Source organism: Streptomyces sp. NPDC046931 (assembly GCF_040644655.1).
In the GTDB taxonomy this organism is placed as follows: domain Bacteria; phylum Actinomycetota; class Actinomycetes; order Streptomycetales; family Streptomycetaceae; genus Streptomyces.
In genome coordinates this window covers 171890-198156 of sequence record NZ_JBEYWX010000010.1, presented here as the reverse complement: position 1 = coordinate 198156, position 26267 = coordinate 171890, and the positions used below count along the sequence as shown (strand labels likewise).

Below are 26267 nucleotides of genomic sequence, written 5' to 3'. Positions count from 1 at the left end.
GCGTACCGAGGGGTAGGTTCGCCCCATGGCAGCCACCACCCACATCGTGACCAACCAGGCTCCGCCGCTGGTCGGGTATGACGTCTTCACCGCCGACCGCGCCCTCGCAGAGGCCGTCGAGCGGCATCTGGACCCCGCCCTCCTCGACGAGGTCCGCGCCGATCTGTCGGGATTCGGCCGCAGCGCCGGCTCGGCCCAGGTGCAGGAGTGGGGGATCCAGGCCAACGAGAACCCACCGAAACTCCGGACCCACGACCGCTACGGCAACCGCATTGACGAGGTCGAGTTCCACCCGGCCTGGCACCGGCTGCTCGGCAAGGGTGTCGCCGCGGGGCTGACCGCGGCCTGGGCGCGGCCGGCCGGTCATGTGCGGCGCGCGGCCGCTTTCGTGATCTGGTCGCAGGTCGAGGCGGGCAACGGCTGCCCGTTGTCGATGACGCACGCCGCCGTGCCCGCCCTGCGCACGGACCCGGCGCTCGCCGCCGAGTGGGAGCCCCGGCTGACCTCCATGGTCTACGACCGGGAGCTGCGCCCCGCCGCGCAGAAGGCCGGTGCGATCTTCGGTATGGGGATGACGGAGAAGCAGGGCGGCAGCGACGTCCGCGCGAACACCACCGCGGCCCGGCCGCTCGCGGAGGAGGGGACGTACGAGCTGACGGGACACAAGTGGTTCTGCTCGGCGCCCATGTCGGACGGGTTCCTGGTGCTGGCGCAGGCGCCGGGAGGGCTGACCTGCTTCCTCGTCCCGCGCGTGCTGGAGGACGGCACCCGCAACGTGTTCATGATCCAGCGCCTGAAGGACAAGCTCGGCAACCGGTCGAACGCCTCCGGCGAGGTGGAGTTCGACGGCACCTGGGCGCGCCGGGTCGGCGAGGAGGGGCGCGGGGTGCGGACCATCATCGAGATGGTCGCGGCCACGAGGCTGGACTGCGTCCTCGGCTCGGCGTCGCTGATGCGGCAGGCGGTGGTGCAGGCGATCCACCACTGCGGCTACCGGGAGGCGTTCGGCGGCAGGCTCGTCGACAAGCCGCTGATGCGCAACGTGCTGGCGGATCTGGCCCTGGAGTCGGAGGCGGCGACGACGCTGGCGCTGCGGCTGGCGGCGGCGTACGACGACGGGGGCGAGCAGGAGCGGGCGTTCCTGCGGCTCGCGGTGCCGGCCGCCAAGTACTGGGTGACCAAGCGCTGCACCCCGGTGGTGACCGAGGCCGCGGAGTGCCTGGGCGGCAACGGCTATGTCGAGGAGTCGGGCATGCCCCGGTTGCTGCGCGAGTCGCCGCTGAACTCGATCTGGGAGGGCGCGGGCAATGTGCAGGCGCTCGATGTGCTGCGGGCGCTGCAACGCGAGCCCGGAGCCCTGAACGCCTTCCTCCAGGAGGTCGGCCGGGCACGTGGCGCGGACCACCGGCTGGACGGCGCGATCAAGAACCTGCTCACCGAGCTCGCCGACCTGGACGGCGTCGAGGCGCGGGCGCGCCGTCTGGTGGAGCGGATGGCGCTGGTGCTGCAGGGAGCGCTCCTCGTCCAGTACGCGCCGCCGGCGGTCGCCGACGCCTTCTGCGCCTCCCGGCTGGGCGGCGACTGGGGCACCGCGTTCGGCACGCTGCCGCACACCCTGGATCTGGCCGCGGTGGTGGAGCGGGCGCGGCCGGTCGTCTGACGCCGGGCCCCGAGGCCGTACGCCTGACGCTTCACGCGCCGGGCGCGTCACCGGTACCGCGCCGGGGCGTACGCGGGGGTGGTGCTGCGCCGACACGGCACCACCCCCGCTCTCCTGGCCCCCCTCGAGGAGCTCGGACGCCGCCGTAGCGGCGTTGCACAAGTTTCAACCACTGCGCGGGCGTCCGCCAGGGTTGCAGAGGGTTGCAACTCGCTGCGCTCAGTTGGCCGGAGTACGCCCGTCCATCACGGGCGGACGGCAGTATGAGAACCACCGTCAACACGGGACCGGGCGTATCTGGCCGGAAACAGTCGACGGGCACGGCGAGCAGGCCGTAGAGGCGCACAGGCGACGGGAGTCCATGAGGCCCCCGCGGCGAACGATCCTCACGGCGGCGGCAGGCCCTTGGGGGAGGTTCCAGTGGCGCACTCGGCGAAAGACGTCACGCGGCTCGCCGCACTGGACGTCGGGCAGGCGGCGCGCGTGCTCAGCGAGGTGCGCAGCGCCACGCTGCCGGGACAGCGGGCTCCCGTCCCGCCGCGCCCGGTGATCGAGGCGTCGTGGGGGCGTGTGCTGCGCGGCGGCGTCGACCCCGACCACGATGTCCGGGCGGCTCCGCTCAGCCGCGACGAGATCGAGCGGCGCCGCCGCGACTCGCCGCTCAGACATGTGCTGCCGGTGCTGCGGGAAGGCCTGCTGTCGGCCGCGGACGCCGCCCAGCACATCATGGTGGTCGCGGACGCGGACGGACGGGTGCTGTGGCGCGAGGGCAGCCCCTCGCTGTTGCGCAGGGCCGACGGACTGGGCCTCGAGCCCGGTGCGGACTGGGGCGAGGCAGTCGTCGGTACGAACGGTGTGGGCACCCCGGCGGTGACCCGGCGCCCCGTGCAGGTCTTCGCGTCCGAGCACTTCGTGCGCTCGCACACCTCGTGGACGTGCACCGGCGCCCCCGTCACGGATCCGCGCGACGGCCGTCTGATCGGTGTCGTGGACGTCAGCGGCCCGCTGGAGACGATGCATCCGGCGACGCTCGCCTGGGTGGACGCGGTGGTCAAGCTCGCGGAGGCCCGGCTGCGCGAGTTGCACCTGACCTCCCTGGACCGGCTGCGCGCGGTGGCGGCACCGCTGCTGGCGCGTCTCGGCGGCCGGGCGCTGGCCGTGGACAGGGACGGCTGGACGGCGGCGGTGACCGGGATGCCGTACGTGAGCCGGGTGGCGCTGCCCGTGCCGCTCGCCCCCGGCCACTGCCTGCTGTCGGCAATGGGACCCTGCACGGTCGAGCCCCTGCCGGACGGCTGGCTGATCCGCGCGGCGGACGCGCCCGCCCCGGAGGGCACCGCACGCGTGGTCCTGGACGTGGCGCACCCGCGCCGCTGGTCGGTGACGGTGACGGGCGACACGGGTTCCTGGACCCATGAGCTGAGCGCCCGGCACGCCGAGTTGCTGTGCCTCCTCGCACTGCACCGCCCGGGCCGCTCGGCCACGGCCCTGGCCGCCGACCTGTTCGGCGATCCCGCCCGTACCATCACGGTTCGTGCGGAGATATCCCGTATCAGGCGGTATCTCGGAGTCTTTCTGGAACACCGGCCGTATCGTTTCTGCGATGCGGCGGAGGTGGAGGTGCTGCTCCCCCGGAACCGCCACGACCTGCTGCCGCACTCGGTGGCACCGGGAGTGGTACGGGCACGGAGTGCGCCGGAGAGACACGCCGCCGTGACGCCGGAGACCGGTGGGGCGCAGCCGTAGTCCTCACCGGCCCTCAGACAGTCCGCGCATAGCCCTCATGGTGGGGATAACCCTCCTTTTCCCGGGTCTTCAACCGGTCCCGCACCGATCTGCCGTAACATCCCCTGCACAGGCCACCCCACCCGCTCCGCCGGTCAACGACCGGACCGGCAGGAACAGTTGGCCCAGCCGGGAGGTTGTATGAAGCACCGTGGCAGACACCGCCGCAGGCGCAGAGGCCGTGCGCTGCGGGCCACGCTGACCGGCACCGCACTGGCGCTCACCGCCGCAGCCACGCTGATCAGCACCTCTCAGGCCGCGGGCGGGGACAACCCCGGGGGCCTGACCCGGGTCACCGCCGCGGCCGGGTCCGCCGGACTCCGCCTCCACGAGAACCTCACCGACCGGCGCGAGCTCGACTCGCTCACGCGCGCGATGGGCGGCAGCGTGAGCGTCCACGACGTCCTCCGGGCCGCCGACCACCCGATGCGCGACCAGTCCGCGTGCGACGCCGCCGAGACGGCCGCGCTGCCGGTGAGGCCGGCGGCCACGCGCGCGTACTGCTGGGACAACGGCGACGCGACGACCACGCAGTGGCTGCCGCGGTCCGTCACCACCTCCGGAGACGCCGAGGACGGCGGCCGATGGGGCTCCGACCGGGTCATCCTGTCCGGCTGGACGCACGACGACCGCCACTTCGCGGCCCCGGCCGGCGACCGGGGCCTCGCCCGGGTCGCCTTCGTCGACGCGAACGACCCGGCCCACCTCGCCTACCGCTGGGTCCTGCTGGTCACCCCGCGCACCGGCGGCAGCGACTTCGAGGCCGTCCGCACCCGCATGTCCGGAATGGTGTGGTACCGGGACAAGCTGATCGTCACCGCCCGCGACTCCCTGATGGTCTTCGATCTGCACCGCATCCTCAAGGCGGGCGTCGACGGTGACACCGTCGGCCGGGTGAAGGGCGGGTACTCGGCACACGGCTACCAGTACGTGCTGCCCGCGATCGGCTCCTACCGCCTGACCGGCGGCCCCTGTTCGACAGCCGACGACCACGCGGTCCCCTGCTTCTCCGCCCTCTCCCTCGACCGCACCTCGAGCCCGGACAGCCTGGTGGCGAGCGAGTGGTTCCCGCCCGGGGGCACCGGCCGGCCGGCCCGCCTGTGGCGCTACGCCTACAGCACCGCGCCGGGCCACGAGGGGCTGCTGGCCACGGACGCGCACGGCGACGTGCGGGCCACCGAGACCTACGAGACCGACGCGAGCGGGGTGCAGGGGGTGCTGTCGCACAAGCACGCCGGTTCGGCCGCGGCCGACTGGTACGTCGACCGCGCGCCCACCGTCGGCGGCCGGCACGGAACGCTGTGGCGGCAGACCACATCGGGGGCGAAGGCGGCCGTCTGCGCGGCCGACGAGACCCACGCGTGCTGGGGCCGGCACACCACATCCCTGTCGTACTGGCAGCAGACGGGCGAACTGTGGACGCTGACGGAGGGTGCGGTCGGCGGGGACGACGGCTCGGAGGCGGGCTCCGCCGACGGGCGGGTGCTGTACGCCGTACCGCTGGGATCCGTGGACGACGCGCTGGAGTAGCGAACGCGGATCCGGCGAGGCAGGGCGGCCCGGGACACGGGCCCCCCTTGCCCCCGCCGCGCACCTCCGTGATTCCCTGGCCGCATGAGCACCCTCACCGTGACCACGTGGTCCCTGGAACAGACCTCCCCGAACGATCTGCGGCCCGCCACGGCCCCCGAGGGCGATGTCCGGGTCGTGCGCGCACAGGTGCCCTCCCCCGAGTTCAGCCGCTTCCTGTACGCGTCGGTCGGTGGGGACATCCGCTGGGCGGACCGGCTGGGCTGGACGTACGCACGGTGGCAGGAGTACCTGGCCCGGCCGGGCGTGGAGACCTGGGTGGCCCTCGACCGGGGCACACCGGCCGGGTATGTGGAGCTGGACCCGGCGGACGAGGGCGTCGTGGAAATCGCCTACTTCGGGCTCATACCGGCGTTTCGCGGACGGCGGATCGGGGGGCACCTGCTGGCGTACGGCACGGCGCGCGCCTGGGACCTCGCGGACCGCTGGCCGGGGCTCGCGCCGACGAAGCGGGTGTGGCTGCATACGTGCAGCAAGGACGGCGAACACGCGATGGACAACTACCTGCGGCGGGGGTTCCGGCTTTTCGACACGAAGGTCGAGGAGGAACCCGACGTGCCCACCTCCGGCCCCTGGACCGGCGCTTACCCAGCCTGACCTGCATCGACACCACACATCCCGGTGATGTGATCCATGACACCCTTGTTCCACATTTCGGGACAACGGTGTCCACATGACGGACAAAGCTGGACTGCCTTCAAGGCGCCATGACACGCTTCCGTCATGTCTGGAACTGGAATCGCCTTGGTGAGTCGACGGCACGTCGATCTCGGCCGCATGTCCAGCGCCATCTGTCCGGCGAGCTGACACCCCAGCCAGTTCCGGTTTTCTCTTCTTCTCCACCCTCGCGCAGAGTCGCGCACCGCGTGACGTGTGCCCAGATGCGCAGGTCAGAGCCGCTACCCCGTCTGTCCCGAAGGACGTATCCACCATGGCCGCCAACCCGCAGGATTCCGCCGCGCCCCGCCGCAAGGTGAGCCGTCACCGTGGCGAGGGGCAGTGGGCGGCGGGTCACTTCACCCCGCTCAACGGCAACGAACAGTTCAAGAAGGACGACGACGGTCTCAATGTGCGGACACGCATTGAGACGATCTACTCCAAGCGCGGTTTCGACTCCATCGATCCCAACGACCTGCGCGGCCGGATGCGTTGGTGGGGTCTGTACACCCAGCGCAAGCCCGGGATCGACGGCGGCAAGACCGCGATCCTGGAGCCGGAGGAGCTGGACGACGAGTACTTCATGCTCCGCGTCCGCATCGACGGCGGCCGGCTGACCACACGGCAGCTGCGCGTCATCGGCGAGATCTCCCAGGAGTTCGCGCGCGGCACCGCCGACATCACCGACCGGCAGAACGTCCAGTACCACTGGATCCGGATCGAGGACGTGCCCGAGATCTGGAACCGGCTGGAGGCCGTCGGGCTGTCCACGGTCACCGCCTGCGGCGACACACCTCGCGTGATGATCGGCTCGCCGGTCGCGGGTATCGCCGAGGACGAGATCATCGACGGCACCCCGGCGCTGGAGGAGATGAAGCGCCGCGTTCTGAACAACCAGGCGTACTCGAACCTCCCCCGGAAGTTCAAGACGGCCATTTCCGGCTCACCGCTGCTCGACGTGGCCCACGAGATCAACGACGTGGCGTTCGTCGGTGTCCGGCACCCCGAGCACGGACCTGGCTTCGACGTCTGGGTCGGCGGCGGCCTGTCGACCAACCCGAAGCTGGGCGTGCGGCTTGGCACCTGGGTGCCGATCGACGAGGTGCCGGACGTCTACGAGGGTGTGCTGTCGATCTTCCGTGACTACGGGTACCGACGGCTGCGCACCCGCGCCCGGCTCAAGTTCCTGGTCGCCGACTGGGGCCCGGAGAAGTTCCGGCAGGTGCTGGAGGACGAGTACCTGAAGCGGAAGCTGGTCGACGGCCCGGCCCCGGAGCAGCCCGTCCAGCAGTGGCGCGACCACGTCGGTGTGCACCGGCAGAACGACGGCCGTTTCTACGTCGGTTTCGCGCCGCGGGTCGGCCGCGTGGACGGCACCACGCTGACGAAGATCGCCGACCTCGCGGAGGCGCACGGGTCCGGGCGGGTCCGTACCACCGTCGAGCAGAAGATGATCATCCTCGATGTCGAGGAGGCGCAGGTCGACTCTCTGGTCGAGGCCCTCGAGGCGCTGGACCTCACCGCCAAGCCCTCCCCGTTCCGGCGCGGCACCATGGCCTGCACCGGCATCGAGTACTGCAAGCTCGCCATCGTCGAGACCAAGGCGCGCGGCTCCTTGCTGATGGACGAACTGGAGCGCCGCATCCCGGACTTCGACGAGCCGATCACCATCAACCTCAACGGCTGCCCGAACGCCTGCGCCCGCATCCAGGTGGCGGACATCGGCCTCAAGGGCCAGCTGGTTCTCAACGACAAGGGCGAGCAGGTCGAGGGCTTCCAGGTGCACCTGGGCGGCGCGCTCGGCCTGGAGGCCGGCTTCGGCCGCAAGGTGCGCGGTCTGAAGGTCACCTCGGAGGAACTGCCGGACTACATCGAGCGGGTCCTCAAGCGGTTCCAGGCGGAACGCGAGGCGGGCGAGCGGTTCGCGACCTGGGCGGCCCGCGCTTCCGAGGAGGACCTGTCGTGAGCGAGCGCGCAGCCCCCTTCTACTGCGCCTACTGCGGGGACGAGGACCTGCGGCCGAGCGAGCAGGGCCACGGGGCCTGGGAATGCGCGGCCTGCAACCGGGCCTTCCAGCTGAAGTTCCTCGGACTGCTGGCCCGGGGGCTTCAGCGTGACGACACGGGAGGGGACGAGATATGACGACGACTCAGGAAGAGCCCGTCACCGACGATCTCAAGGCGCTCGCCGAGCAGGCGGGCCGCGATCTGGAGGACGCCTCCGCGCTGGAGATCCTCCAGTGGGCGGCCGGCACCTTCGGCAAGCGCTTCTGCGTGACCTCCTCCATGGAGGACGCGGTGGTGGCGCACCTCGCCTCCCGGGCGATGCCCGGCGTCGACGTCGTGTTCCTCGACACCGGCTACCACTTCCCCGAGACCATCGGCACCCGCGACGCGGTCGAGGCCGTGATGGACGTCAACGTCATCACCCTCACGCCGAGGCAGACGGTCGCCGAGCAGGACGCGGAGCACGGTCCGAAGCTGCACGACCGTGACCCCGACCTGTGCTGCAAGCTGCGCAAGGTGCAGCCGCTTCAGGAGGGGCTGACGGGCTACGACGCCTGGGCGACCGGACTGCGCCGCGACGAGTCCCCGACCCGGGCGAACACCCCGGTCGTCGGCTGGGACGAGAAGCGGCGGAAGGTCAAGATCTCGCCGATCGCCCGATGGACCCAGGACGACGTGGACGCGTACGTGGCCGAACACGGTGTCCTCACCAACCCGTTGCTGATGGACGGCTACGCCTCCGTGGGCTGCGCCCCCTGCACCCGCCGGGTCCTGGCGGGCGAGGACGCGCGGGCCGGCCGCTGGGCGGGCCGGGCCAAGACCGAGTGCGGGCTGCACGGCTGACATGACTGTGCCTTCTACGAACCAGGAGACCCACGTGACGACCGGAGCCACCGTCTGGCTCACGGGCCTGCCGAGCGCCGGCAAGACGACCATCGCCTACGAGCTGGCCGGCCGGCTGCGCGAGGAGGGCCACCGTGTCGAGGTGCTCGACGGCGACGAGATCCGCGAGTTCATCTCCGCGGGCCTCGGCTTCAGCCGCGCGGACCGGCACACCAACGTGCAGCGCATCGGCTTCCTCGCCGAGCTCCTCGCCCGCAACGGCGTGAAGGCGCTCGTCCCGGTCATCGCGCCCTACGCCGACAGCCGCGAGGCGGTGCGCAAGCGCCACCTGGAGGGCGGGACGGCGTACCTGGAGGTGCACGTGGCGACCCCGGTCGAGGTGTGCTCCGTACGCGATGTGAAGGGTCTGTACGCCAAGCAGGCCGCAGGCGAGCTGAAGGGGCTCACCGGGGTCGACGACCCGTACGAGACGCCCGAGTCGCCCGATCTGCGGATCGAGTCGCAGAACCAGACCGTGCAGGAGTCGGCGGCGTCGGTGTACGCCCTGCTCACCGAGAGGGGACTGGCATGACGACGGCCGCGCAGGTCAAGGGGGGCGACGCGGGCACGGACAGCTCGTACGCCCTGTCACACCTGGACTCGCTGGAGTCCGAGGCGGTGCACATCTTCCGTGAGGTGGCGGGCGAGTTCGAACGGCCGGTGATCCTGTTCTCCGGCGGCAAGGACTCCATCGTCATGCTGCATCTGGCATTGAAGGCGTTCACACCCGCGCCGGTACCCTTCTCCCTGCTGCACGTCGACACCGGGCACAACTTCCCCGAGGTACTGGAATACCGCGACCGTGTGGTCGCCGCACACGGACTGCGCCTCCATGTGGCCTCCGTACAGGACTACATCGACCGCGGTGTACTCAAGGAACGTCCCGACGGCACCCGCAACCCTCTGCAGACGCTCCCGCTCACCGAGAAGATCCAGAGCGAGCGGTTCGACGCCGTCTTCGGCGGCGGACGCCGCGACGAGGAGAAGGCACGCGCCAAGGAACGGGTCTTCTCCCTGCGCGACGAGTTCTCCCAGTGGGACCCGCGTCGGCAGCGGCCCGAACTGTGGAACCTCTACAACGGACGGCACGCCGCCGGCGAACACGTCCGCGTCTTCCCGCTCAGCAACTGGACCGAACTGGACGTCTGGCAGTACATCGCCCGCGAAGGCATCGAACTGCCGCAGATCTACTACGCGCACGAGCGCGAGGTGTTCCAGCGCAGTGGCATGTGGCTGACCGCCGGTGAATGGGGCGGCCCGAAGGACGGCGAGACCGTCGAGAAGCGGCAGGTCCGCTACCGCACCGTCGGCGACATGTCCTGCACCGGCGCCGTCGACTCCGACGCCGACACCATCGAGAAGGTGATCGCCGAGATCGCCGCCTCCCGGCTCACCGAGCGCGGCGCCACCCGCGCCGACGACAAGCTCTCCGAGGCCGCGATGGAAGACCGCAAGCGCGAGGGGTACTTCTAAACATGAGCACGACGACCGAGGAACTCTCGGCCACCACGCTGCTGCGGTTCGCCACCGCCGGCTCCGTCGACGACGGCAAGTCCACCCTCGTCGGCCGGCTGCTGCACGACTCCAAGTCGGTCCTCGCCGACCAGCTGGAAGCCGTGGAACACGCCTCCCGCAACCGCGGCCAGGACGCCCCCGACCTCGCGCTCCTCACCGACGGCCTGCGCGCCGAGCGCGAGCAGGGCATCACCATCGACGTGGCCTACCGCTACTTCGCCACCCCTCGCCGCCGCTTCATCCTCGCCGACACCCCCGGCCACGTGCAGTACACCCGCAACATGGTCACCGGCGCCTCCACCGCCGAACTCACCGTGATCCTCGTCGACGCCCGCAACGGCGTCGTCGAACAGACCCGCCGCCACGCCGCCATCGCCGCGCTGCTGCGCGTCCCGCACGTGGTCCTCGCCGTGAACAAGATGGACCTGGTCGACTACCAGGAGCCGGTGTTTGCGGCGATCGCCGAGGAGTTCACGGCGTACGCGACCGAACTGGGCGTCCCGGAGGTCACCGCGATCCCGATCTCGGCGCTCGCGGGCGACAACGTCGTGGAGGCGTCCGCGAACATGGACTGGTACGGCGGCCCGACGGTGCTGGAGCACCTGGAGACCGTCCCGGTCAGCCACGACCTGGCGCACTGCCACGCACGGCTGCCCGTGCAGTACGTGATCCGGCCGCAGAGCGCCGAGCACCCGGACTACCGGGGCTACGCGGGCCAGATCGCCGCCGGTACCTTCCGCGTGGGCGAGCCGGTGACGATCCTGCCGTCCGGCCGGACGACGAGGATCTCCGGCATCGACCTGCTCGGCAAGCCGGTCGACGTGGCCTGGACGACGCAGTCGGTGACCGTTCTGCTGGAGGACGACATCGACGTCTCGCGCGGCGACCTGATCGTGCCCAGCAAGGACGCCCCGCCGACCACCCAGGACGTCGAGGCCACGGTCTGCCACGTCGCCGACCAGCCCCTGACGGTCGGGCACCGCGTGCTGCTCAAGCACGGCACCCGCACGGTCAAGGCGATCGTCAAGGACATCCCGTCCCGTCTCACGCTCGACGACCTGTCCCTGCACCCGCACCCGGGACAGCTCGCCGCCAACGACATCGGCCGCGTGAAGGTCCGCACCGCCGAGCCGCTGCCGGTCGACTCCTACGCCGACTCGCGCCGCACCGGCTCGTTCATCCTGATCGACCCGAACGACGGCACCACGCTCACCGCGGGCATGGTCGGCGAGTCGTTCGCGTCCCCGGAGCCGGTCAAGGACGAGTCCGAAGACGGCGGTTGGGACTTCTGACCATGAAGACCACCGATTTCTTCTCGATGTTCGCGAAGGAGGGCGGCCGCGTCGGCAGCGGCGCCCTCGGCAGCGGGCAGGGCGGAGTGGCGCGATGTGCGCGGTGACGTACGCGCACTGCCCGCGCGCCCTCACCCCCCACCGCAAGCGAAGACCTGCCGATCTCCCGGCCACGACCTGAGAGACCGTGACGCCGGGCCAACGAGAGGAACGCCTCCCGTGCCTGCCAGCCCCTCAACACTCCTTCGCCGCGGCCTCGCCGTGGCCGCCGCGCTCCCCCTTCTCACGCTCGCCGCCTGCGGTTACGGGTCCCAGTCCAAGGACGACACCTCCAACGCCAAGGTCGCCGCCGGAGCCCAGAAGATCGACGGTCTCGACTCCGTCAAGATCGGCTACTTCGGCAACCTCACCCACGCCACCGCGCTGGTCGGCAACCAGAAGGGCTTCTTCCAGAAGGAGCTCGGGGCCACTCGGGCCAAGTACCAGATCTTCAACGCGGGCCCGTCCGAGATCGAGGCCCTCAACTCGGGCTCCGTCGACATCGGCTGGATCGGTCCCTCCCCGGCGATCAACGGCTACACCAAGTCGGACGGCAAGAACCTGCGCATCGTCGGGGGTTCGGCATCGGGCGGCGTGAAGCTCGTGGTCGACCCGAAGAAGATCAAGTCCCTGAAGGACGTCAAGGGCAAGAAGATCGCGACCCCTCAGCTCGGCAACACGCAGGACGTGGCGTTCCTGAACTGGGTCGCGGAGCAGGGCTGGAAGGTCGACGCGCAGAGCGGCAAGGGCGACGTGTCGGTGGTCCGCACCGACAACAAGGTGACCCCGGACGCCTACAAGTCCGGTTCCATCGACGGGGCCTGGGTGCCGGAGCCTACCGCGTCCAAGCTGGTCGCCGAGGGCGCCAAGGTGCTCCTCGACGAGTCGACGCTGTGGCCGGACAAGAAGTTCGTGATCACGAACATCATCGTGTCGCAGAAGTTCCTCACGGAGCACCCGAAGGCCGTCGAGGCGGTCCTGAAGGCGTCGGTCGAGACCAACAAGTGGATCAACGCCAACCCGGACGAGGCGAAGGCCGCGGCGAACAAGCAGCTGGGGATCGACTCCGGCAAGGAGCTGCCGGCCGACGTCCTGGACCCGGCGTGGAAGTCCATCCAGATCACCGACGACCCGCTGGCCGCCACGCTCAACACCGAGGCGCAGCACGCGCTCAAGGCGGGCCTGCTGGAGAACCCGAAGCTGGATGGCATCTACGACCTCACGCTCCTGAACAAGGTCCTCGTGGCCGCGGGTGAGCGCTCCGTCAGCGACGCCGGTCTCGGCGTCAAGTAAGTCCGTTCCGACAGTTCCCAGGAGGTGACGATCATGGCAACCGCCCTCGCCAAGGCCGATGACGTCGAGGCGGTCGAGTACGCCGCCCGCATCGAGCACGTCTCGAAGTCCTTCTCCGGGCCCGCCGGGCAGCAGCTCGTTCTCGACGACATCACGCTGGATGTCGCACCGGGTGAGTTCGTCACCCTCCTGGGGGCCTCGGGCTGCGGCAAGTCGACCCTGCTGAACCTGGTGGCGGGGCTCGACGATCCCTCCGCCGGCAGCATCACGACCCATGGGCGTCCCGCACTGATGTTCCAGGAGCATGCCCTGTTCCCGTGGCTGACCGCGGGCAAGAACATCGAACTCGCCCTGAAGTTGAGGGGCGTACCGAAGAGCGAGCGGCGCGGCCGGGCCGAGGAGCTGCTCGAACTCGTGCGGCTGAAGGGTTCGTACGCCAAGCGGGTGCACGAGCTGTCCGGTGGTATGCGCCAGCGCGTGGCCATGGCCCGGGCGATCGCCCAGGACAGCCAGCTGCTGCTGATGGACGAGCCGTTCGCGGCGCTCGACGCGATCACCCGCGACCTGCTGCACGACGAACTGACCCGGATCTGGGCGGAGACGGGGCTGTCGGTCCTCTTCGTCACGCACAACGTGCGCGAGGCGGTGCGGCTTGCGCAGCGGGTCGTGCTGCTGTCGTCCCGTCCGGGGCGGGTGGCCCGTGAGTGGCGGGTGGACATCCCGCAGCCGCGGCGCATCGAGGACGCGCCGGTCGCCGAACTGTCCCTTGAGATCACCGATGTACTGCGTGGGGAGATCCGCCGTCATGGCCAGCACTGAGACGAAGACCGCCGCGGACGCGGGGACCGTCGAGGCGGGCCTGGACGCCCTGGAGACCGCCGTCACCCGCCGGACGCCGTTCCGGCAGACCCTCACCAGCAAGATCCTGCCCCCGCTCGTCGCCACCGCGGTGGTCCTGGTCGTGTGGCAGGCCCTGATCTCGTTCGAGATCGTCGACCCGACGAAGCTGCCGTCGCCCGCCGACGTGGGCACCGAGTTCAAGAACGCCTGGATGGAAGGCAAACTGCTCGGCTACATCTGGACGAGTGTCTCGCGCGGTCTGCTGGGCTTCCTGTTCGCGCTGGCCATCGGCACCCCTCTGGGCCTGCTGGTGGCGCGGGTGAAGTTCGTGCGCGCGGCGATCGGCCCGGTCCTGTCCGGCCTGCAGTCGCTGCCGTCCGTGGCGTGGGTGCCGCCGGCGGTGATCTGGCTGGGCCTGAACAACTCGATGATGTACGCGGTGATCCTGCTGGGGGCGGTCCCCTCCATCGCCAACGGCCTGGTCTCCGGCATCGACCAGGTGCCGCCGCTGTTCCTGCGCGCGGGCCGCACGATGGGCGCGACCGGTCTGAAGGGCGCGTGGCACATAGTCCTGCCGGCCTCGCTGCCGGGCTATCTGGCCGGTCTGAAGCAGGGCTGGGCCTTCTCCTGGCGCTCGCTGATGGCGGCGGAGATCATCGCCTCCTCCCCCGACCTGGGCATCGGCCTGGGCGCGCTGCTGGAGAACGGGCGCAACGTCAGTTCCATGTCCATGGTGTTCGAGGCCATCTTCCTCATTCTGTTCGTCGGTATCGCCATCGACCTGCTGATCTTCAGTCCGCTGGAGCGGTGGGTGCTGCGCAGCCGCGGCCTGCTGGTGAAGAGCTGACGTCCCATGCACCACAAGCCGGTCCTTCTCGTCATCGCCCACGGCAGCCGCGACCCGCGGCACGCAGCGACCGTGCACGCCCTCGTGCGCCGGGTACGGTCGCTGCGGCCGGGGCTGCGTGTGGAGACCGGCTTCCTGGACTTCAACGTGCCCTCCGTGCACGGGGTGCTGGAGTCCCTGGCGGCAGAGGGCGTGCGCGACGTCGTGGCCCTGCCCCTGCTCCTGACGCGCGCGTTCCACGCGAAGGCGGACATCCCGGCCGTCCTGCGGGAGGCGCCGTCCCGGCTGCGGATCCGGCAGGCGGACGTCCTCGGCCCCTCCCCGCTGCTGCTGCACGCCCTGGAGCGACGGCTGTACGAGGCGGGGCTGACCCCCGCCGAAAAGTCCTCGACCGGGGTCGTGCTGGCCTCGGCGGGATCCACGGACCCGGAGGCGATCGCAGTGATCGCAGATATCGCGCGGGAGTGGCGGCACACCGGTTGGTGCGCCGTGCGGCCTGCGTTCGCCTCCGCATCCCTTCCACGCACGGAGGACGCGGTGCGCGATCTGCGGGCGGCCGGCTGCGCGCGCGTGGCCGTGGCGCCGTACGTCCTGGCCCCCGGCTTCCTGCCGGACCGCATCGCCCGGGGCGCCGTCGGAGCGGACGTCCTGGCCGAGGTCCTGGGACCCGCGCCGGAGGTGGCGCGTGTCGTGCTGGACCGCTACGACCAGGCCCGGCTGCCGGCCCTCGCGGCGCTCGGTGCCTGACCGAAGCGCCGGGGCGTCACGAAGTGACCCCTGTGCCTCCTTCGCTCCGGGTCACCCTGTCCGCGCGGTCAACTCGACCAGCTTGACGACGGTGTTCCAGTTCCGTGTGGTGGCGATGAGCCCCTTGGTCAGCCGGGGCCTCGAGAGGCACTCGGCCAGCTTGGACCGGCCGAGCCCGTCGGGGGTGTGGAGGTAGAGGGCGCGATCGCCCAGCCGGAACTGCTCCGGCAGATACGCGGCCGGGTCGACCTCGGCGAACCGCCCGGCGTCGACCGGTCGCGAGAAGTAGGTGACGTGCAGCTGCTTGGCCTCCAGCCGGTCCGCGGGGAACGGACAGGCGTCGCGTACGGACGTCAGGTAGGCGTGGTCGCGCACGAGCACATCGACAAGGAAGCCGAAGCGCTGCTCGATCGCCCCGGTCAGTTCGGCGGCCAGGGACTCCTCGTCACCGTGGTCGCAGGCGAAGACGGCCTGGCCGCTCTGGAGGTAGGTGCGGGCCCCCTCGTAGCCGAGCCCCTCCAGGAGGGCGCGCAGATCGGCCATCGGCAGCTTTCTGCTGCCGCCCACGTTGATCCCGCGCAGCAGTGCCGCGTACATCGTCGTCACCCGCTCACCATAGAGCGGCCACGGGAACCCTGATGCCGGGCCCTGAGAACCCGGAGTAGGTGTAAGGGGTCGTTCTCCTCCCCGATGGTGAGGCGACGGGGTCCGAGGGGAGGAGCCGGGGGCTGCGCGGTTCACCGACGAGCACGACGTGAGGACCGTGTACCGCCCCTACCGTCGAAGCGAACGGTGGCGGCAGGGGGCCGTCACCCGCACACGAGGGGGCAAGCCCGTCATGGGGAACGGAGACACACGGGTGCGGGGCATCGCCGCGCGGGCCGGCGGCTGGAGCGCCCGGCACCGATGGGCTGCCGTCGGCATCTGGGTGCTGTTCGTCGTCCTGGCCATGGCCGCCGGCTCGGCGGCCGGCCGGGTCGACGTCAAGGAAAGCGACCAGATGGGCGGCGAGACACACACCGCCGCACAGATCATCCAGGACGCGGGCATCGAGCAGCCGGCCGGTGAGACCGTCCTGATCCAGGCCAGGGACGGCCGGACCACCACCACGGACCCGGGGTTCCGTTCGGCCGTCACCGCGGTCGTGCGGGCCGTCGAGGGCACCGGGCGGGTGACGAATGTGACGTCTCCGTACGACACCAAGACCATTTCCAGGGACGGCCGCAGCGCGCTGGTGCAGTTCGACATGCGGGGAGACGCGGACACCGCGGGTGACCGGGTCGAGCCGGTGCTGAAGGCCGTCGCCGGGGTGCAGAAGGAGCACGGACAGCTGCGGATCGAGGAGATCGGCGGTGCCAGCATGCAGAAGACGTTCTCCGACGCGTTCGGGGACGACTTCAAGCAGGCCGAGTACTCCGCGGTTCCGGTGGCGCTCGGCATACTGCTGATCGCGTTCGGCGCGCTGGTCGCCGCGCTGCTCCCGGTCGCGCTCGCCATCACCGCGATCATGGCGACGATGGGCCTGATGGGCGTCGTCAGCCATGTTCAGCCGATGAGCGACACCGCCAACTCCGTGATGCTGCTGGTGGGCATGGCCGTGGGCGTCGACTACTGCCTGTTCTATCTGCGGCGCGAGCGTGAGGAGCGCGCGGCCGGCCGGGATCCGCGCACCGCGCTGCAGATCGCCGCCGCGACCAGCGGGCGCGCCGTCATCGTCTCCGGTGTCACCGTCTGCGTCGCCATGGCGGGCATGCTCTTCACGGGGATCGCCACCTTCGAGGCGATGGGTCTGGCCTCCCTGATGGTGGTGGCGGTGGCCATGGTCGGTTCGGTGACCGTGCTGCCCGCGCTGCTGTCCCTCCTCGGCGAGCGGGTGGAGAAGGGACGTCTGCCGTTCCTGCACCCGGACAAGCGGCGCGAGCGCGGCGCCCGGTCCTCCGGTGAGGGCAGCCGGTTGTGGGGTGCCGTGCTCAAGGTCGTCCTCGCCAGGCCCGCCGTGTCGCTGGTGGTCGCGGCGGGTGCCCTGCTGGCCGTCGCGGCGCCCGCGCTCGGCATGAAGACCCAGAACCTGACCATGGACCAGGAGTTCGGCGACAAGCTGCCCATCGTGGCCACGTACAACCGTGTCAACGACGCCTTCCCGGGCGGCTCCGAGCCGGCCCAGGTCATCGTCCGGGCGAAGGACATCAACGCCCCCGACGTGAAGGCGGCGCTCACCGATTTCCGTGCGCAGGCGATCAGTTCGGGCGCCTCGCGGGGTCCGGTCGAAATCCGGCTGCACGACGCGCAGAACGTGGCCGTGATCTCCGTGCCGCTGGTCGGCGGCTCGGACCTGGACAAGGCGGGCAGGAGCCTGGAGCTGCTGCGCGACAAGGTGCGGCCGGACACCCTCGGCAAGGTCGACGGGGTGCAGGCGCCGATCACCGGGCAGGTCGCGGGTTCGCACGACTTCAACGACCAGCTCGTCGGCTCGGTGGTCCCGGTGTTCGCGTTCGTCGTGGTCTTCGCCTTCCTGCTGATGCTTCTGTCCTTCCGCTCGCTGACGGTCGCGGTCACCTCGATCGCGCTCAACCTTCTGTCGGTCGGCGCGGCGTACGGCATTCTGGTCGCCGTCTTCCAGCACGGCTGGGGCGCGTCACTGGTGGGCGCCCATGGCGTGGGCGCCATCGTCACCTGGCTGCCGCTGTTCCTCTTCGTCATCCTGTTCGGGCTGTCGATGGACTACCACGTGTTCGTGGTGTCCCGGATCCGCGAGGCGCGTCTGCGGGGCCGTACGACGAAGGAGGCCATCGCGCACGGCGTGGTGACCACGGCCGGGGTCGTCACAAGCGCCGCGGTCATCATGGTCGCCGTTTTCGCGATCTTCGGCACGCTGTCGATGCAGTCCATGAAGCAGATGGGTGTGGGCCTCGCCGCGGCGGTGCTCATCGACGCGACCGTCATCCGGGGCGTGCTGCTCCCGGCGGTGATGGCCCTGCTCGGTGAGCGGAACTGGTACCTGCCCAAGTGGCTGCGCCGGCTGCCCGACCTGACGCACGACGAGTCGGCCCTGACGGCCCAGCCGCCTCAGCCGCCGGCGGTGGAGGGGGAGAAGGTCGGGGTCTGATCCCTTCCTCCGAGGGCACACGTGGCCGGGGTGGCTCCACCCCGGCCACGCTGCCGTGCCGGCCGGCGACCGTGGCGCGCTGACGGACTTCGGCCTCCCGCCGGGGCGACCGGCCGCTTCCGGGCCGAGACGCCGGTGATGCGAGACTGACGGCTGGAGACGACCGGACGACCGCGGACGACCGCGGACGGCTCAACGGCTGGACGACCGGACGACCGGACGGCTCAACGGCTGGACGACCGGACGGCTGGACGGCTGGACGGCTGGACGGCTGGACGGCTGGACGGCTGGACGGCTGGACGGCTGGCGAGGGTAGTCCCGGGTATGTGCTCCCGGCCGTTCGGCGAGGGCGTCGAGGACCGCGTCGAGGCACGGAGGCGAACGGATGGACGAGGCAACGGCGCGCGAGGTGCTGGCGGCGGTGGACGTGCTGCCCCGCCCGGCCGAAGTGGCGCGGCTCCTCGCCCTGGGTGAGAACGCGGTGTTCGGCGCCGGTGACCTGGTGGTCAAGGTGGGCCGTGACGCCGAGCTCCTGGACCGGGCACGGCGGGAGCTGGACATCGCCGTCTGGCTCGCCGAGGAGGGCGTCCCGGCGGTACGGGCCGCCGATCCCCGACCCCTCCTCGTGGACGGCCACCCGGTGACGCTGTGGCACCGGCTCCCCGATCCCGTACGTCCCGCCGAGCCGCGGGACCTGGCCGGACTGTTGCGGATCGTGCACGCCCTCCCCTCCCCCTCCTTCGGTCTGCCGTCCCGCGAACTGCTGGGCGGTGTGGAGCGCTGGCTGCGGCTGGCGGGCAGCGCGATCGACCCGGCGGACGCGGCGTATCTGCGCGAGCGCCGGGACGGGTTCGCCACCGCCGCGGCGGCACTGACCCCGCATCTGCCGCCCGGCCCGATCCACGGCGACGCACTGCCCCGGAATGTGCACGTCGGCCCGGACGGACCGGTTCTGGTGGACCTGGAGACCTTCGCCTCGGATCTACGGGAGCACGACCTGGTGGTCATGGCCCTGACCCGTGATCGCTACGGGCTGCCCGCCGAGGCGTACGACTCCTTCACCCGGACGTACGGCTGGGACGTGCGCGGATGGGAGGGCTGCTCCGTGCTGCGCGGGGCGCGCGAGACCGCCAGCTGTGCCTGGGTCGCACAGCACGCGCCGAGCAATCCCAAGGCGCTCGCCGAGTTCGAGCGGCGGGTGGCGTCCCTGCGGGACGGGGACGAGACCGTGCGCTGGTATCCCTTCTGAGCCCGTGCGTCCCCGTCAGACCTTGTGGGCCGCCGCCTCCCGCAGCGGCCAGGCCCCGTCCACCACGGCCTCCGTGTCCCCCTTGCGGCGCAGAAACGCCTGGAAGTCCGCCGCCCAGTCCGCGTGCCACCCGATCTGACGGCGGTGCAGCTCCGCCGGGCCGAGCGCCGCGATCTTCGGGTGGCGGCCGGCTATCGCGCCCGCGAGCCGGGCTGCGGCCAGGGCGTCCGCGCAGGCGTTGTGCGCCGACTCCAGCACGACGCCGTACTCCGTGCAGACCGCCTCGAGGGTGCGCTTGCCGGGGCGGTAGCGGTCGGCCCGGCGGTCGATGGTGTAGGGGTCGATGACGGGCGCGGGCTCCTGGCCACCCAGCCGATCGCGCAGCGAGGGCAGCCCGTACCGGCGCAGCTCGGCCGTGAGCAGGGTCAGGTCGAAGGACGCGTTGTACGCGACGACGGGGACGCCCGTCTTCCAGTAGCCCACCAGGACGTCGGCGATGGCATCCGCGACCCGGTCGGCGGGGCTGCCCTCGGCGGCCGCCCGCTCGTTGCTGATCCCGTGCACCGCCACCGCGTCCGCCGGGATCTCCACGCCGGGGTCGGCCAGCCAGTCGCGGCGGCCGAGCGGCTGCCCGTCCTTGACCTCGATCACCGCCCCCGTGACGATGCGCGCCTCATACGGATCCGTCCCGGTCGTCTCCAGGTCGAAGCCGATCAGCAGCTCTCGGTGCCAGGCCATGGCGGCCCCCCTTCTCGGTGGTGCTTTCCCCCAGTGGCCTTCACCTTCGCATGCACCACTGACAATCCGAGGACCGCGCTCCGCTCGCGTACCTGGGGCGCTCCGCATGGGACAGTTCAGGACACAGGACGTGAATCAGCCCAAGCCAGTTCGAACTCCTCGCGGTAGGTCGGGAAGAGCCCACCCTCGTCGGCATCCTCCGACTTGACGACCCGGTTGCCGTTGCGCAGCACCAGCACCGGCGCCTCCATGCCCCGGCTGCGCCGCAGATAGGACTGCACCACCGCGATCCCGTCCGATCCGTCCCCGTCCACCAGGTACGCGGTGAAGCGGGGCGTCTCGTCGAAGACCTGGATCTCGAATGCGCCCGGGTCGCGGAGCCGGGCACGCACCCGGCGCATGTGCAGGATGTTCATCTCGACGGCCCGGCTCAGCTCGCCCTTCTTGATGCCGAGTTCGCGCTCGCGCCGTTTGACCGCGCTGGAGGCGGGGTTGAGGAACAGCAGGCGCACCCGGCAGCCCGACTCCGCGAGGCGCACCAGCCGGCGCCCGGAGAAGTTCTGCACGAGCAGGTTGAGGCCGATGCCGATGGCGTCGAGGCGGCGGGCACCGCCGAAGATGTCCTCGGCGGGAAACTGCCGCAGCAGCCGCACCCGGTCCGGATGGACGGCGACCACGTCCGCGTACCGGTCGCCCACCAGGTCCTCGACCGCGTCCACGGGCAGCCGGCGCGCGGAGGGCACGTCGCCACCCGCGCCGAGGACCTCCAGGAGCCGGGCGGAGGCGCGTTCGGCCTGGGCGAGCACCGCCTCCGACAGGGCACGGTTGCGTGAGACCACGTTCCGGGTCACTTCGAGTTCGTCGAGGGCGAGTTCGACGTCACGGCGCTCGTCGATGTACGGCTCGAAGCACGGCCAGTGCTGCACCATCAGCTCGCGCAGCTGCGGCAGCGTCAGGAAGCTGAGGACGTTGTCGTCGGCGGGGTCGAGCAAGTAGCCCTTGCGACGGCTGACTTCGCGTACCGCGACCGCCCGCTGCACCCACTCCTGACCGGCCGGCCCGGCCGCGGCGACGACCCAGTCGTCGCCGTGGACGGGTTCGTAGATGGGCCGGAGAACAGCGCCTACGACCGCGCGCAGCCGCTGTTCGACCAGATTCAGCCAGATGTAGGCGCGTCCCGCCCGCTGGGCGCGGGTCCGTACCTCGCGCCACGCCTCGGCGTTCCAGTCCAGTTCCGGTCCGATGGAGCCCATTTCCATCGGACGTGCCAGGGACACCGCCCCGGGCGGGACCTCCGCGGAGTTCCCCTCATGACCCTCGTCACCAGGGGGCAGCTCCAGCCCTCCCGAGCCCACCCGCGCACCGCCTTCCGCTCCCCCGAGCCTCCTCAGGGGCCAGGCCCCAGCCAACGATCAAGGAAGACTACTCCGGGAGAGCGGCGGGATGCAGCCGGATGGACAGGGTCGTTTCTCAACTACCGGCTCACGGACGCCCGTTCTGACCCGCCAGGGCCGGCGGCGTGAGGGGATTCATAGCCGTGACGTCGCGCGGAGCGATCGAGAAGCCCTGCCAGTGGACCGGCATGGGCTGCTGGTCCTCGTCGCGCGCGATGTGATGGAAGCCGACGTTCACCCACACCACCGGGTGAGTGAGCGTCTGTCCGTTGACCCACTTGTCGACCGACTTGCCCGCGCCGCGGCCGCAGTTGCCCAGGTTGTCGCTGGCGAACTGCTCGCACCTGTCGTACTCGGTGAAGTAGGGGTCGTGGCGGGTGAATTCGCGCCCGAGGTATTTGGTGCTGGCACCCGGGACGAGTTCGTAGGAGCGCGCATGGCCGTCCTTGTTCTTGCCGGTGTCGCTGACGACCCGCCACCAGCGCATGTTCCGGACGTCGCCCGCGAGTTCCTTGGTGATGTTCGTGCGGGTGGTCTTGTTGCTCGGCGCCTGGGCGCCGCGCGCCGGCGGGCTGACCCGGGAGTCGTACTGCTCGACGTGGTTCCTGGAGGAGCCGTCGAGGCCGAAGTCGAGCCGCCAGAAGACGTTGTGGCTGTGGCTGGTGGCGTACGCCCTGGCACCCTTGCCGATCGGCCAGCCGCGGCCGTCGCCCGCGTCGTAGTCGAGCGGCGAGAGGCTGCCGGTCGCGCCGACGTTCATGTTGACCGTGCCGTCGTCCTGGAAGCGCCACTCGGTGATGTACTCGTACCAGCCGACCTTGTTGACCGTGTAGATCAGCAGGTCCTTTCCCTGCGCCTGGTAGACCTTGTTCCCGGTGTCGCTCTGCATGCGGTAGGCGTGGCCGCGTGAACGGGTCGTCGTGCACAGGCCGTTGACGTCGGGGTGCCGTGGGTCCGGAGCGTTCGGCACCTTGACCGCCTTGATGGTGCCGCCGGGGCACTCGGCGGGCGCCATCGCGGACAGCCCCTGCCCGAAGCCCGCGCCGGTCAGGTCGCTGTACTCGACCGACCCGTCGTCGTAGGGCACGTCGATCTGGGCGAGCCGCGCACTGTTGAGGACCTGGATCGGGCGGGCCTCACCGGGCGGCTGATAGGAGACGTGCTCCAGGACGAGCCCGGCGTGGCTGTCGTAGCGCCAGCACATCCGCCAGGTGGTTCCGGTGGAGAGCTTCTGCTCGATCCGGTACGCCGCACTGCACTGGGCGGCCGGCTGGGCCGCGGCCCGGGGCTGGGTGGCGGCCGGTGCGGCCGCCGTGCCGCCGAAGGCGAGCCCGGCCGCCAGGAGGCCGGTCAGGGCCGGCCTGCGGGCGCGGCCGATTCTGTTCACGCGCATGACGAAGAGACTCCTCCTGCACAGAGCGGGAAAGACGGAGCGGGAAGGTGAGGGGTGAGGAAGGCCGGACGGTGCGCCCCCGGCCCGGGGCGAGGTCGTGTCCGGCGGCGGCGCGCGTGCCTCAGGCGAGCTTGCCGACCTTCCGGGCGCTCAGGTCGACCACGAAGGAACGGCTGTCTATCCAGGAGCCGTTCGGGACCTTCGGGAAGAGCCGCACGCAGCGGTGCCGCCCGCACTGGTCGAGTGCGGCCGGCTGGGCTCCGGGGACCGCCCGGTAGACGATGCTCGTGAGCGTCAGCCGGCCGGGGGAGGTCAGGTCCCTGCCGGTGGCGTCCTTGTAGTCGGACTTCAGACCCGCGCCGAGCGGGTCCGCGATCAGCAGCCTGGCCGCCTCGGCGTTCTCGTCCGGAACGAGAGGCGGCTGCACTCCGTGCTGGGTGCCGGTCCGCTCGACCTTCCCGGTCTCCAGATCGACGGTCCTGGTGACGAGGGCGTCGTCCTTGTAGTCGTAGAACGTGACGTCCGCGCGGCGCGGCGCGTGCGGGTCGTCCAGGTGGTCCGGGTCCGGCTCGGCGAGGTCGACGCTCAGCCGCTGCGGGCCCTTTCCGCCCTCGACGTCCTCGCCGGCGGCGAACTGCTGCCGGGTCAGCGCGATGCGTTCGGCTCGCTTGATCTCGCCCTTCTCTCCCTCGGCGGGCGCCCGCTCGACGACACCCGGCGCCGCCGCCTGCTGCCGGCCGCCCTCGGCCTGCCCGGCTGCGGGTCCGCCGCCCCGGGCTCCGGATTCCTCGGCCGACACCGAGCCCGGAAGCGTGATCCCGACCATCACGGCGGTCCCCGTCACCGCGATGGCCGCGCCCGCCACCACCTTGCCCAGGTGGCGGCGCACCATTCTGCGCACATTTCCCCCTACTCCCCCTGTGTCGCCGGGAGTGGCTCGTGCCCCACTGGTTCGGCATACGCGGTCGCCCGGGTGGCTGCGATTTACCCCGTATGCACTGGTCGACTGCTAAGAGGGATGTAAGTCATAGGAGGTTCCCTCGCTTTCGGGGAAGACTCGGCTTCAGGGCGCCCCTCGGGGCCAGGACAACCGGGAGAGTCGTGTCCATGCAGGTCTGGCCTGGAGAGGCATATCCGCTCGGCGCCACCTACGACGGCGCAGGGACCAACTTCGCGGTCTTTTCCGAGACCGCCGACCGGATCGAGCTGTGTCTGCTGCACGACGACGGCTCGGAGACGGCGGTGGAGCTGCGGGAGACCGACGCATTCGTCCGCCACGCGTATCTGCCCGGGGTGATGCCCGGCCAGCGGTACGGCTTCAGGGTGCACGGCCCGTACGCCCCCGAGCGCGGGCTGCGCTGCAACTCGGCGAAGCTGCTGCTCGACCCGTACGCGCGCGCCGTCAGCGGCTCCGTGCGCTGGGGCGAGGAGGTGTACGGCTATCCCTTCGGCTCGCCCGACAAGCGCAACGACCTCGACTCGGCGCCCCACACCATGGCGTCCGTGGTGATCAACCCCTACTTCGACTGGGGCGACGACCGCCGGCCGCACACCGAGTACCACCGCACGGTGATCTACGAGGCCCATGTGAAGGGCATGACGATGCGCCACCCGGCGCTGCCCGACGAGCTGCGCGGTACGTATGCGGCGCTCGCCCACCCGGCCATCATCGAACACTTGACCGAGCTGGGTGTCACGGCGCTGGAGCTGATGCCCGTACACCAGTTCGTCAACGACCACCGTCTGGTGGACATGGGCCTCGCCAACTACTGGGGCTACAACACCATCGGCTTCTTCGCCCCCCACAACGCCTACGCCTCCTGGGGCGACCGCGGCCAGCAGGTCCTGGAGTTCAAGTCGGCCGTCCGCGCGCTGCACGAGGCCGGCATCGAGGTCATCCTGGACGTCGTCTACAACCACACCGCCGAGGGCAACCACCTCGGGCCGACGCTCTCCTTCCGAGGCATCGACAACCCCTCGTACTACCGCCTGACGGACGACCCGCGCTACTACATGGACACGACCGGCACCGGCAACTCCCTGCTGATGCGCTCTCCGCACGTGCTGCAACTGATCATGGACTCGCTGCGCTACTGGGTCACCGAGATGCATGTGGACGGCTTCCGCTTCGACCTCGCGGCGACGCTGGCCCGGCAGTTCCACGAGGTCGACCGGCTGTCGTCGTTCTTCGACCTGGTCCAGCAGGACCCGGTGGTCTCCCAGGTGAAGCTGATCGCCGAGCCCTGGGACGTGGGCGAGGGCGGCTACCAGGTGGGCAACTTCCCGCCCCTGTGGACCGAGTGGAACGGCAAGTACCGCGACACCGTTCGGGACCTGTGGCGAGGCGAGCCCCGCACGCTCGCGGAGTTCGCCTCCCGGCTGACCGGCTCCTCGGACCTCTACCAGGACGACGGCCGACGGCCGCTGGCCTCGATCAACTTCGTGACCTGCCACGACGGGTTCACGCTGCACGACCTCGTCGCGTACAACGACAAGCACAACGAGGACAACGGCGAGGACAACCGCGACGGGGAGAACCACAACCGGTCCTGGAACTGCGGGGCCGAGGGCGAGACCGACGACCCGGCGGTGCTCGAGCTGCGCGGCCGGCAGATGCGGAACTTCATCGCCACGCTGATGCTCTCCCAGGGCGTGCCGATGCTCAGCCACGGCGACGAGTTCGCGCGGACCCAGCGGGGCAACAACAACGCCTACTGCCAGGACAACGAGCTGTCCTGGGTGGAGTGGCCCGAGGACGGCAGCGAGCTGCTGGAGTTCACGCGCGCGATGGTGTGGCTGCGCCGGGACCACCCGGTCTTCCGCCGGCGCCGCTTCTTCCACGGCCGCCCGGTACAGGGCACGCACGACGAGCTGTCCGACATCGCCTGGTTCACCCCGCAGGGCCAGGAGATGACCCAGCGGGACTGGACATCGGCGCAGGCAGGCGCGCTGACCGTGTTCCTCAACGGCAACGCGATCTCCGAGCCGGGCCCGCGCGGGGAGCGCATCGCCGACGACTCCTTCCTGCTGATGTTCAACGCCTCGCCGAAAACGCTGGAGTTCGCGGTGCCGGTCGACCACGGGCGTCAGTGGCAGGTCGTCGTCGACACCTCCCTCCCGGAGGGGCTGTCACCGGGCACCGGCGACAAGGTCGCGGCGGGGGGCCGGCTGACACTGGTGGACCGGAGCCTGGTGGTGTTGCAGCGGCCCGCCTAGGCGAGGCCGGACGGCGCC

General features: G+C 70.8%; 23 protein-coding genes. 18 read left to right on the top strand and 5 right to left on the bottom strand.

Annotation, left to right across the window (positions count from 1 at the left end; all coding sequences use genetic code 11):
* Positions 1–25: 25 nt before the first annotated feature.
* The 15 genes from ABZ876_RS20010 to ABZ876_RS19940 all read left to right on the top strand — a co-directional run bounded on the left by ABZ876_RS20010 (position 26) and on the right by ABZ876_RS19940 (position 15153).
* Positions 26–1660, top strand: a complete 1635-nt coding sequence (locus ABZ876_RS20010; protein WP_361782534.1) for an acyl-CoA dehydrogenase family protein — start codon at positions 26–28, stop codon at positions 1658–1660.
* A gap of 420 nt (positions 1661–2080) precedes the next feature.
* A complete protein-coding gene (locus ABZ876_RS20005) occupies positions 2081–3406 on the top strand; it encodes a GAF domain-containing protein (protein WP_361782532.1) in 1326 nt (441 codons plus the stop codon).
* A gap of 180 nt (positions 3407–3586) precedes the next feature.
* On the top strand, positions 3587–4975 hold the full coding sequence (locus ABZ876_RS20000; protein ID WP_361782529.1) for a hypothetical protein: 1389 nt from the start codon (positions 3587–3589) through the stop codon (positions 4973–4975).
* A gap of 84 nt (positions 4976–5059) precedes the next feature.
* Positions 5060–5632, top strand: a complete 573-nt coding sequence (locus ABZ876_RS19995) for a GNAT family N-acetyltransferase (protein ID WP_361782526.1) — start codon at positions 5060–5062, stop codon at positions 5630–5632.
* 126 nt (positions 5633–5758) lie between these two features.
* Positions 5759–5842 carry a putative leader peptide gene (locus tag ABZ876_RS19990; protein WP_309486338.1) on the top strand — a complete coding sequence of 28 codons (84 nt, stop codon included), beginning with the start codon at positions 5759–5761 and terminating at the stop codon, positions 5840–5842.
* Positions 5843–5966: 124 nt separating this feature from the next.
* Complete coding sequence (locus ABZ876_RS19985; RefSeq protein ID WP_361782523.1) at positions 5967–7658, top strand: nitrite/sulfite reductase; 1692 nt, start codon at positions 5967–5969, stop codon at positions 7656–7658.
* Complete coding sequence (locus tag ABZ876_RS19980) at positions 7655–7834, top strand: hypothetical protein (RefSeq protein ID WP_361782520.1); 180 nt, start codon at positions 7655–7657, stop codon at positions 7832–7834. Before ABZ876_RS19985 ends, ABZ876_RS19980 begins: the two co-directional genes overlap by 4 nt.
* Positions 7831–8541 (top strand): phosphoadenylyl-sulfate reductase, encoded by a 711-nt coding sequence (locus ABZ876_RS19975; protein ID WP_361782517.1) that lies wholly within the window; start codon positions 7831–7833, stop codon positions 8539–8541. The genes ABZ876_RS19980 and ABZ876_RS19975 overlap by 4 nt, the downstream gene beginning before the upstream one ends.
* Position 8542: 1 nt before the next feature.
* Positions 8543–9112 carry an adenylyl-sulfate kinase gene (gene cysC / locus ABZ876_RS19970; RefSeq protein ID WP_361782514.1) on the top strand — a complete coding sequence of 190 codons (570 nt, stop codon included), beginning with the start codon at positions 8543–8545 and terminating at the stop codon, positions 9110–9112.
* Positions 9109–10053, top strand: a complete 945-nt coding sequence (cysD, locus tag ABZ876_RS19965; RefSeq protein ID WP_361782511.1) for a sulfate adenylyltransferase subunit CysD — start codon at positions 9109–9111, stop codon at positions 10051–10053. Before cysC ends, cysD begins: the two co-directional genes overlap by 4 nt.
* 2 nt (positions 10054–10055) lie before the next feature.
* A complete protein-coding gene (locus tag ABZ876_RS19960; RefSeq protein WP_361782508.1) occupies positions 10056–11387 on the top strand; it encodes a GTP-binding protein in 1332 nt (443 codons plus the stop codon).
* A 219-nt stretch (positions 11388–11606) separates the two neighbouring features.
* Entirely contained in the window at positions 11607–12719 is a 1113-nt protein-coding gene (locus tag ABZ876_RS19955; protein ID WP_361782505.1) for an aliphatic sulfonate ABC transporter substrate-binding protein, read from the top strand.
* 33 nt (positions 12720–12752) lie between these two features.
* Complete coding sequence (locus ABZ876_RS19950; RefSeq protein ID WP_361782502.1) at positions 12753–13538, top strand: ABC transporter ATP-binding protein; 786 nt, start codon at positions 12753–12755, stop codon at positions 13536–13538.
* The gene (locus ABZ876_RS19945) at positions 13525–14406 is read left to right on the top strand and encodes an ABC transporter permease (protein WP_361782499.1); all 882 of its coding nucleotides are present in this window, start codon (positions 13525–13527) and stop codon (positions 14404–14406) included. Before ABZ876_RS19950 ends, ABZ876_RS19945 begins: the two co-directional genes overlap by 14 nt.
* A 6-nt stretch (positions 14407–14412) precedes the next feature.
* Positions 14413–15153 carry a sirohydrochlorin chelatase gene (locus ABZ876_RS19940; protein WP_361782496.1) on the top strand — a complete coding sequence of 247 codons (741 nt, stop codon included), beginning with the start codon at positions 14413–14415 and terminating at the stop codon, positions 15151–15153.
* A gap of 51 nt (positions 15154–15204) precedes the next feature.
* On the opposite strand, the gene ABZ876_RS19935 is transcribed toward ABZ876_RS19940, so the two are convergent.
* Positions 15205–15759, bottom strand: a complete 555-nt coding sequence (locus ABZ876_RS19935; RefSeq protein WP_361782493.1) for a DUF1697 domain-containing protein — start codon at positions 15757–15759, stop codon at positions 15205–15207.
* A gap of 232 nt (positions 15760–15991) precedes the next feature.
* On the opposite strand from ABZ876_RS19935, the gene ABZ876_RS19930 reads away from it, so the two are divergent.
* Positions 15992–18259, top strand: a complete 2268-nt coding sequence (locus ABZ876_RS19930) for an MMPL family transporter (protein ID WP_361782490.1) — start codon at positions 15992–15994, stop codon at positions 18257–18259.
* 385 nt (positions 18260–18644) lie between these two features.
* Positions 18645–19508 (top strand): aminoglycoside phosphotransferase family protein, encoded by an 864-nt coding sequence (locus ABZ876_RS19925; RefSeq protein WP_361782487.1) that lies wholly within the window; start codon positions 18645–18647, stop codon positions 19506–19508.
* A 15-nt stretch (positions 19509–19523) separates the two neighbouring features.
* Here ABZ876_RS19925 and ABZ876_RS19920 read toward each other — a convergent pair whose 3' ends face one another.
* The 4 genes from ABZ876_RS19920 to ABZ876_RS19905 all read right to left on the bottom strand — a co-directional run bounded on the left by ABZ876_RS19920 (position 19524) and on the right by ABZ876_RS19905 (position 23934).
* Positions 19524–20246 carry a 3'-5' exonuclease gene (locus ABZ876_RS19920; RefSeq protein ID WP_361782484.1) on the bottom strand — a complete coding sequence of 241 codons (723 nt, stop codon included), beginning with the start codon at positions 20244–20246 and terminating at the stop codon, positions 19524–19526.
* 116 nt (positions 20247–20362) lie between these two features.
* Positions 20363–21601 (bottom strand): SAV2148 family HEPN domain-containing protein, encoded by a 1239-nt coding sequence (locus tag ABZ876_RS19915; protein ID WP_361782481.1) that lies wholly within the window; start codon positions 21599–21601, stop codon positions 20363–20365.
* Between the two features lie 127 nt (positions 21602–21728).
* Positions 21729–23033, bottom strand: a complete 1305-nt coding sequence (locus ABZ876_RS19910; protein WP_361782478.1) for a copper amine oxidase — start codon at positions 23031–23033, stop codon at positions 21729–21731.
* A gap of 121 nt (positions 23034–23154) precedes the next feature.
* Complete coding sequence (locus ABZ876_RS19905) at positions 23155–23934, bottom strand: Tat pathway signal sequence domain protein (RefSeq protein WP_361782476.1); 780 nt, start codon at positions 23932–23934, stop codon at positions 23155–23157.
* Between the two features lie 206 nt (positions 23935–24140).
* Here ABZ876_RS19905 and glgX point away from each other — a divergent pair, with 206 nt between their 5' ends.
* A complete protein-coding gene (glgX, locus tag ABZ876_RS19900; RefSeq protein ID WP_361782474.1) occupies positions 24141–26249 on the top strand; it encodes a glycogen debranching protein GlgX in 2109 nt (702 codons plus the stop codon).
* Positions 26250–26267: the final 18 nt, after the last annotated feature.

Coding starts and splice junctions, on each gene's coding strand:
- ABZ876_RS20010 (WP_361782534.1), top strand. CDS start 26: ATGGCAGCCACCACCCACATCGTGACCAACCAGGCTCCGCCGCTGGTC.
- ABZ876_RS20000 (WP_361782529.1), top strand. CDS start 3,587: ATGAAGCACCGTGGCAGACACCGCCGCAGGCGCAGAGGCCGTGCGCTG.
- ABZ876_RS19995 (WP_361782526.1), top strand. CDS start 5,060: ATGAGCACCCTCACCGTGACCACGTGGTCCCTGGAACAGACCTCCCCG.
- ABZ876_RS19990 (WP_309486338.1), top strand. CDS start 5,759: ATGTCTGGAACTGGAATCGCCTTGGTGAGTCGACGGCACGTCGATCTC.
- ABZ876_RS19985 (WP_361782523.1), top strand. CDS start 5,967: ATGGCCGCCAACCCGCAGGATTCCGCCGCGCCCCGCCGCAAGGTGAGC.
- ABZ876_RS19975 (WP_361782517.1), top strand. CDS start 7,831: ATGACGACGACTCAGGAAGAGCCCGTCACCGACGATCTCAAGGCGCTC.
- cysC (WP_361782514.1), top strand. CDS start 8,543: ATGACTGTGCCTTCTACGAACCAGGAGACCCACGTGACGACCGGAGCC.
- cysD (WP_361782511.1), top strand. CDS start 9,109: ATGACGACGGCCGCGCAGGTCAAGGGGGGCGACGCGGGCACGGACAGC.
- ABZ876_RS19960 (WP_361782508.1), top strand. CDS start 10,056: ATGAGCACGACGACCGAGGAACTCTCGGCCACCACGCTGCTGCGGTTC.
- ABZ876_RS19950 (WP_361782502.1), top strand. CDS start 12,753: ATGGCAACCGCCCTCGCCAAGGCCGATGACGTCGAGGCGGTCGAGTAC.
- ABZ876_RS19945 (WP_361782499.1), top strand. CDS start 13,525: ATGGCCAGCACTGAGACGAAGACCGCCGCGGACGCGGGGACCGTCGAG.
- ABZ876_RS19940 (WP_361782496.1), top strand. CDS start 14,413: ATGCACCACAAGCCGGTCCTTCTCGTCATCGCCCACGGCAGCCGCGAC.
- ABZ876_RS19930 (WP_361782490.1), top strand. CDS start 15,992: ATGGGGAACGGAGACACACGGGTGCGGGGCATCGCCGCGCGGGCCGGC.
- ABZ876_RS19925 (WP_361782487.1), top strand. CDS start 18,645: ATGGACGAGGCAACGGCGCGCGAGGTGCTGGCGGCGGTGGACGTGCTG.
- ABZ876_RS19920 (WP_361782484.1), bottom strand. CDS start 20,246: ATGGCCTGGCACCGAGAGCTGCTGATCGGCTTCGACCTGGAGACGACC.
- ABZ876_RS19910 (WP_361782478.1), bottom strand. CDS start 23,033: ATGCGCGTGAACAGAATCGGCCGCGCCCGCAGGCCGGCCCTGACCGGC.
- glgX (WP_361782474.1), top strand. CDS start 24,141: ATGCAGGTCTGGCCTGGAGAGGCATATCCGCTCGGCGCCACCTACGAC.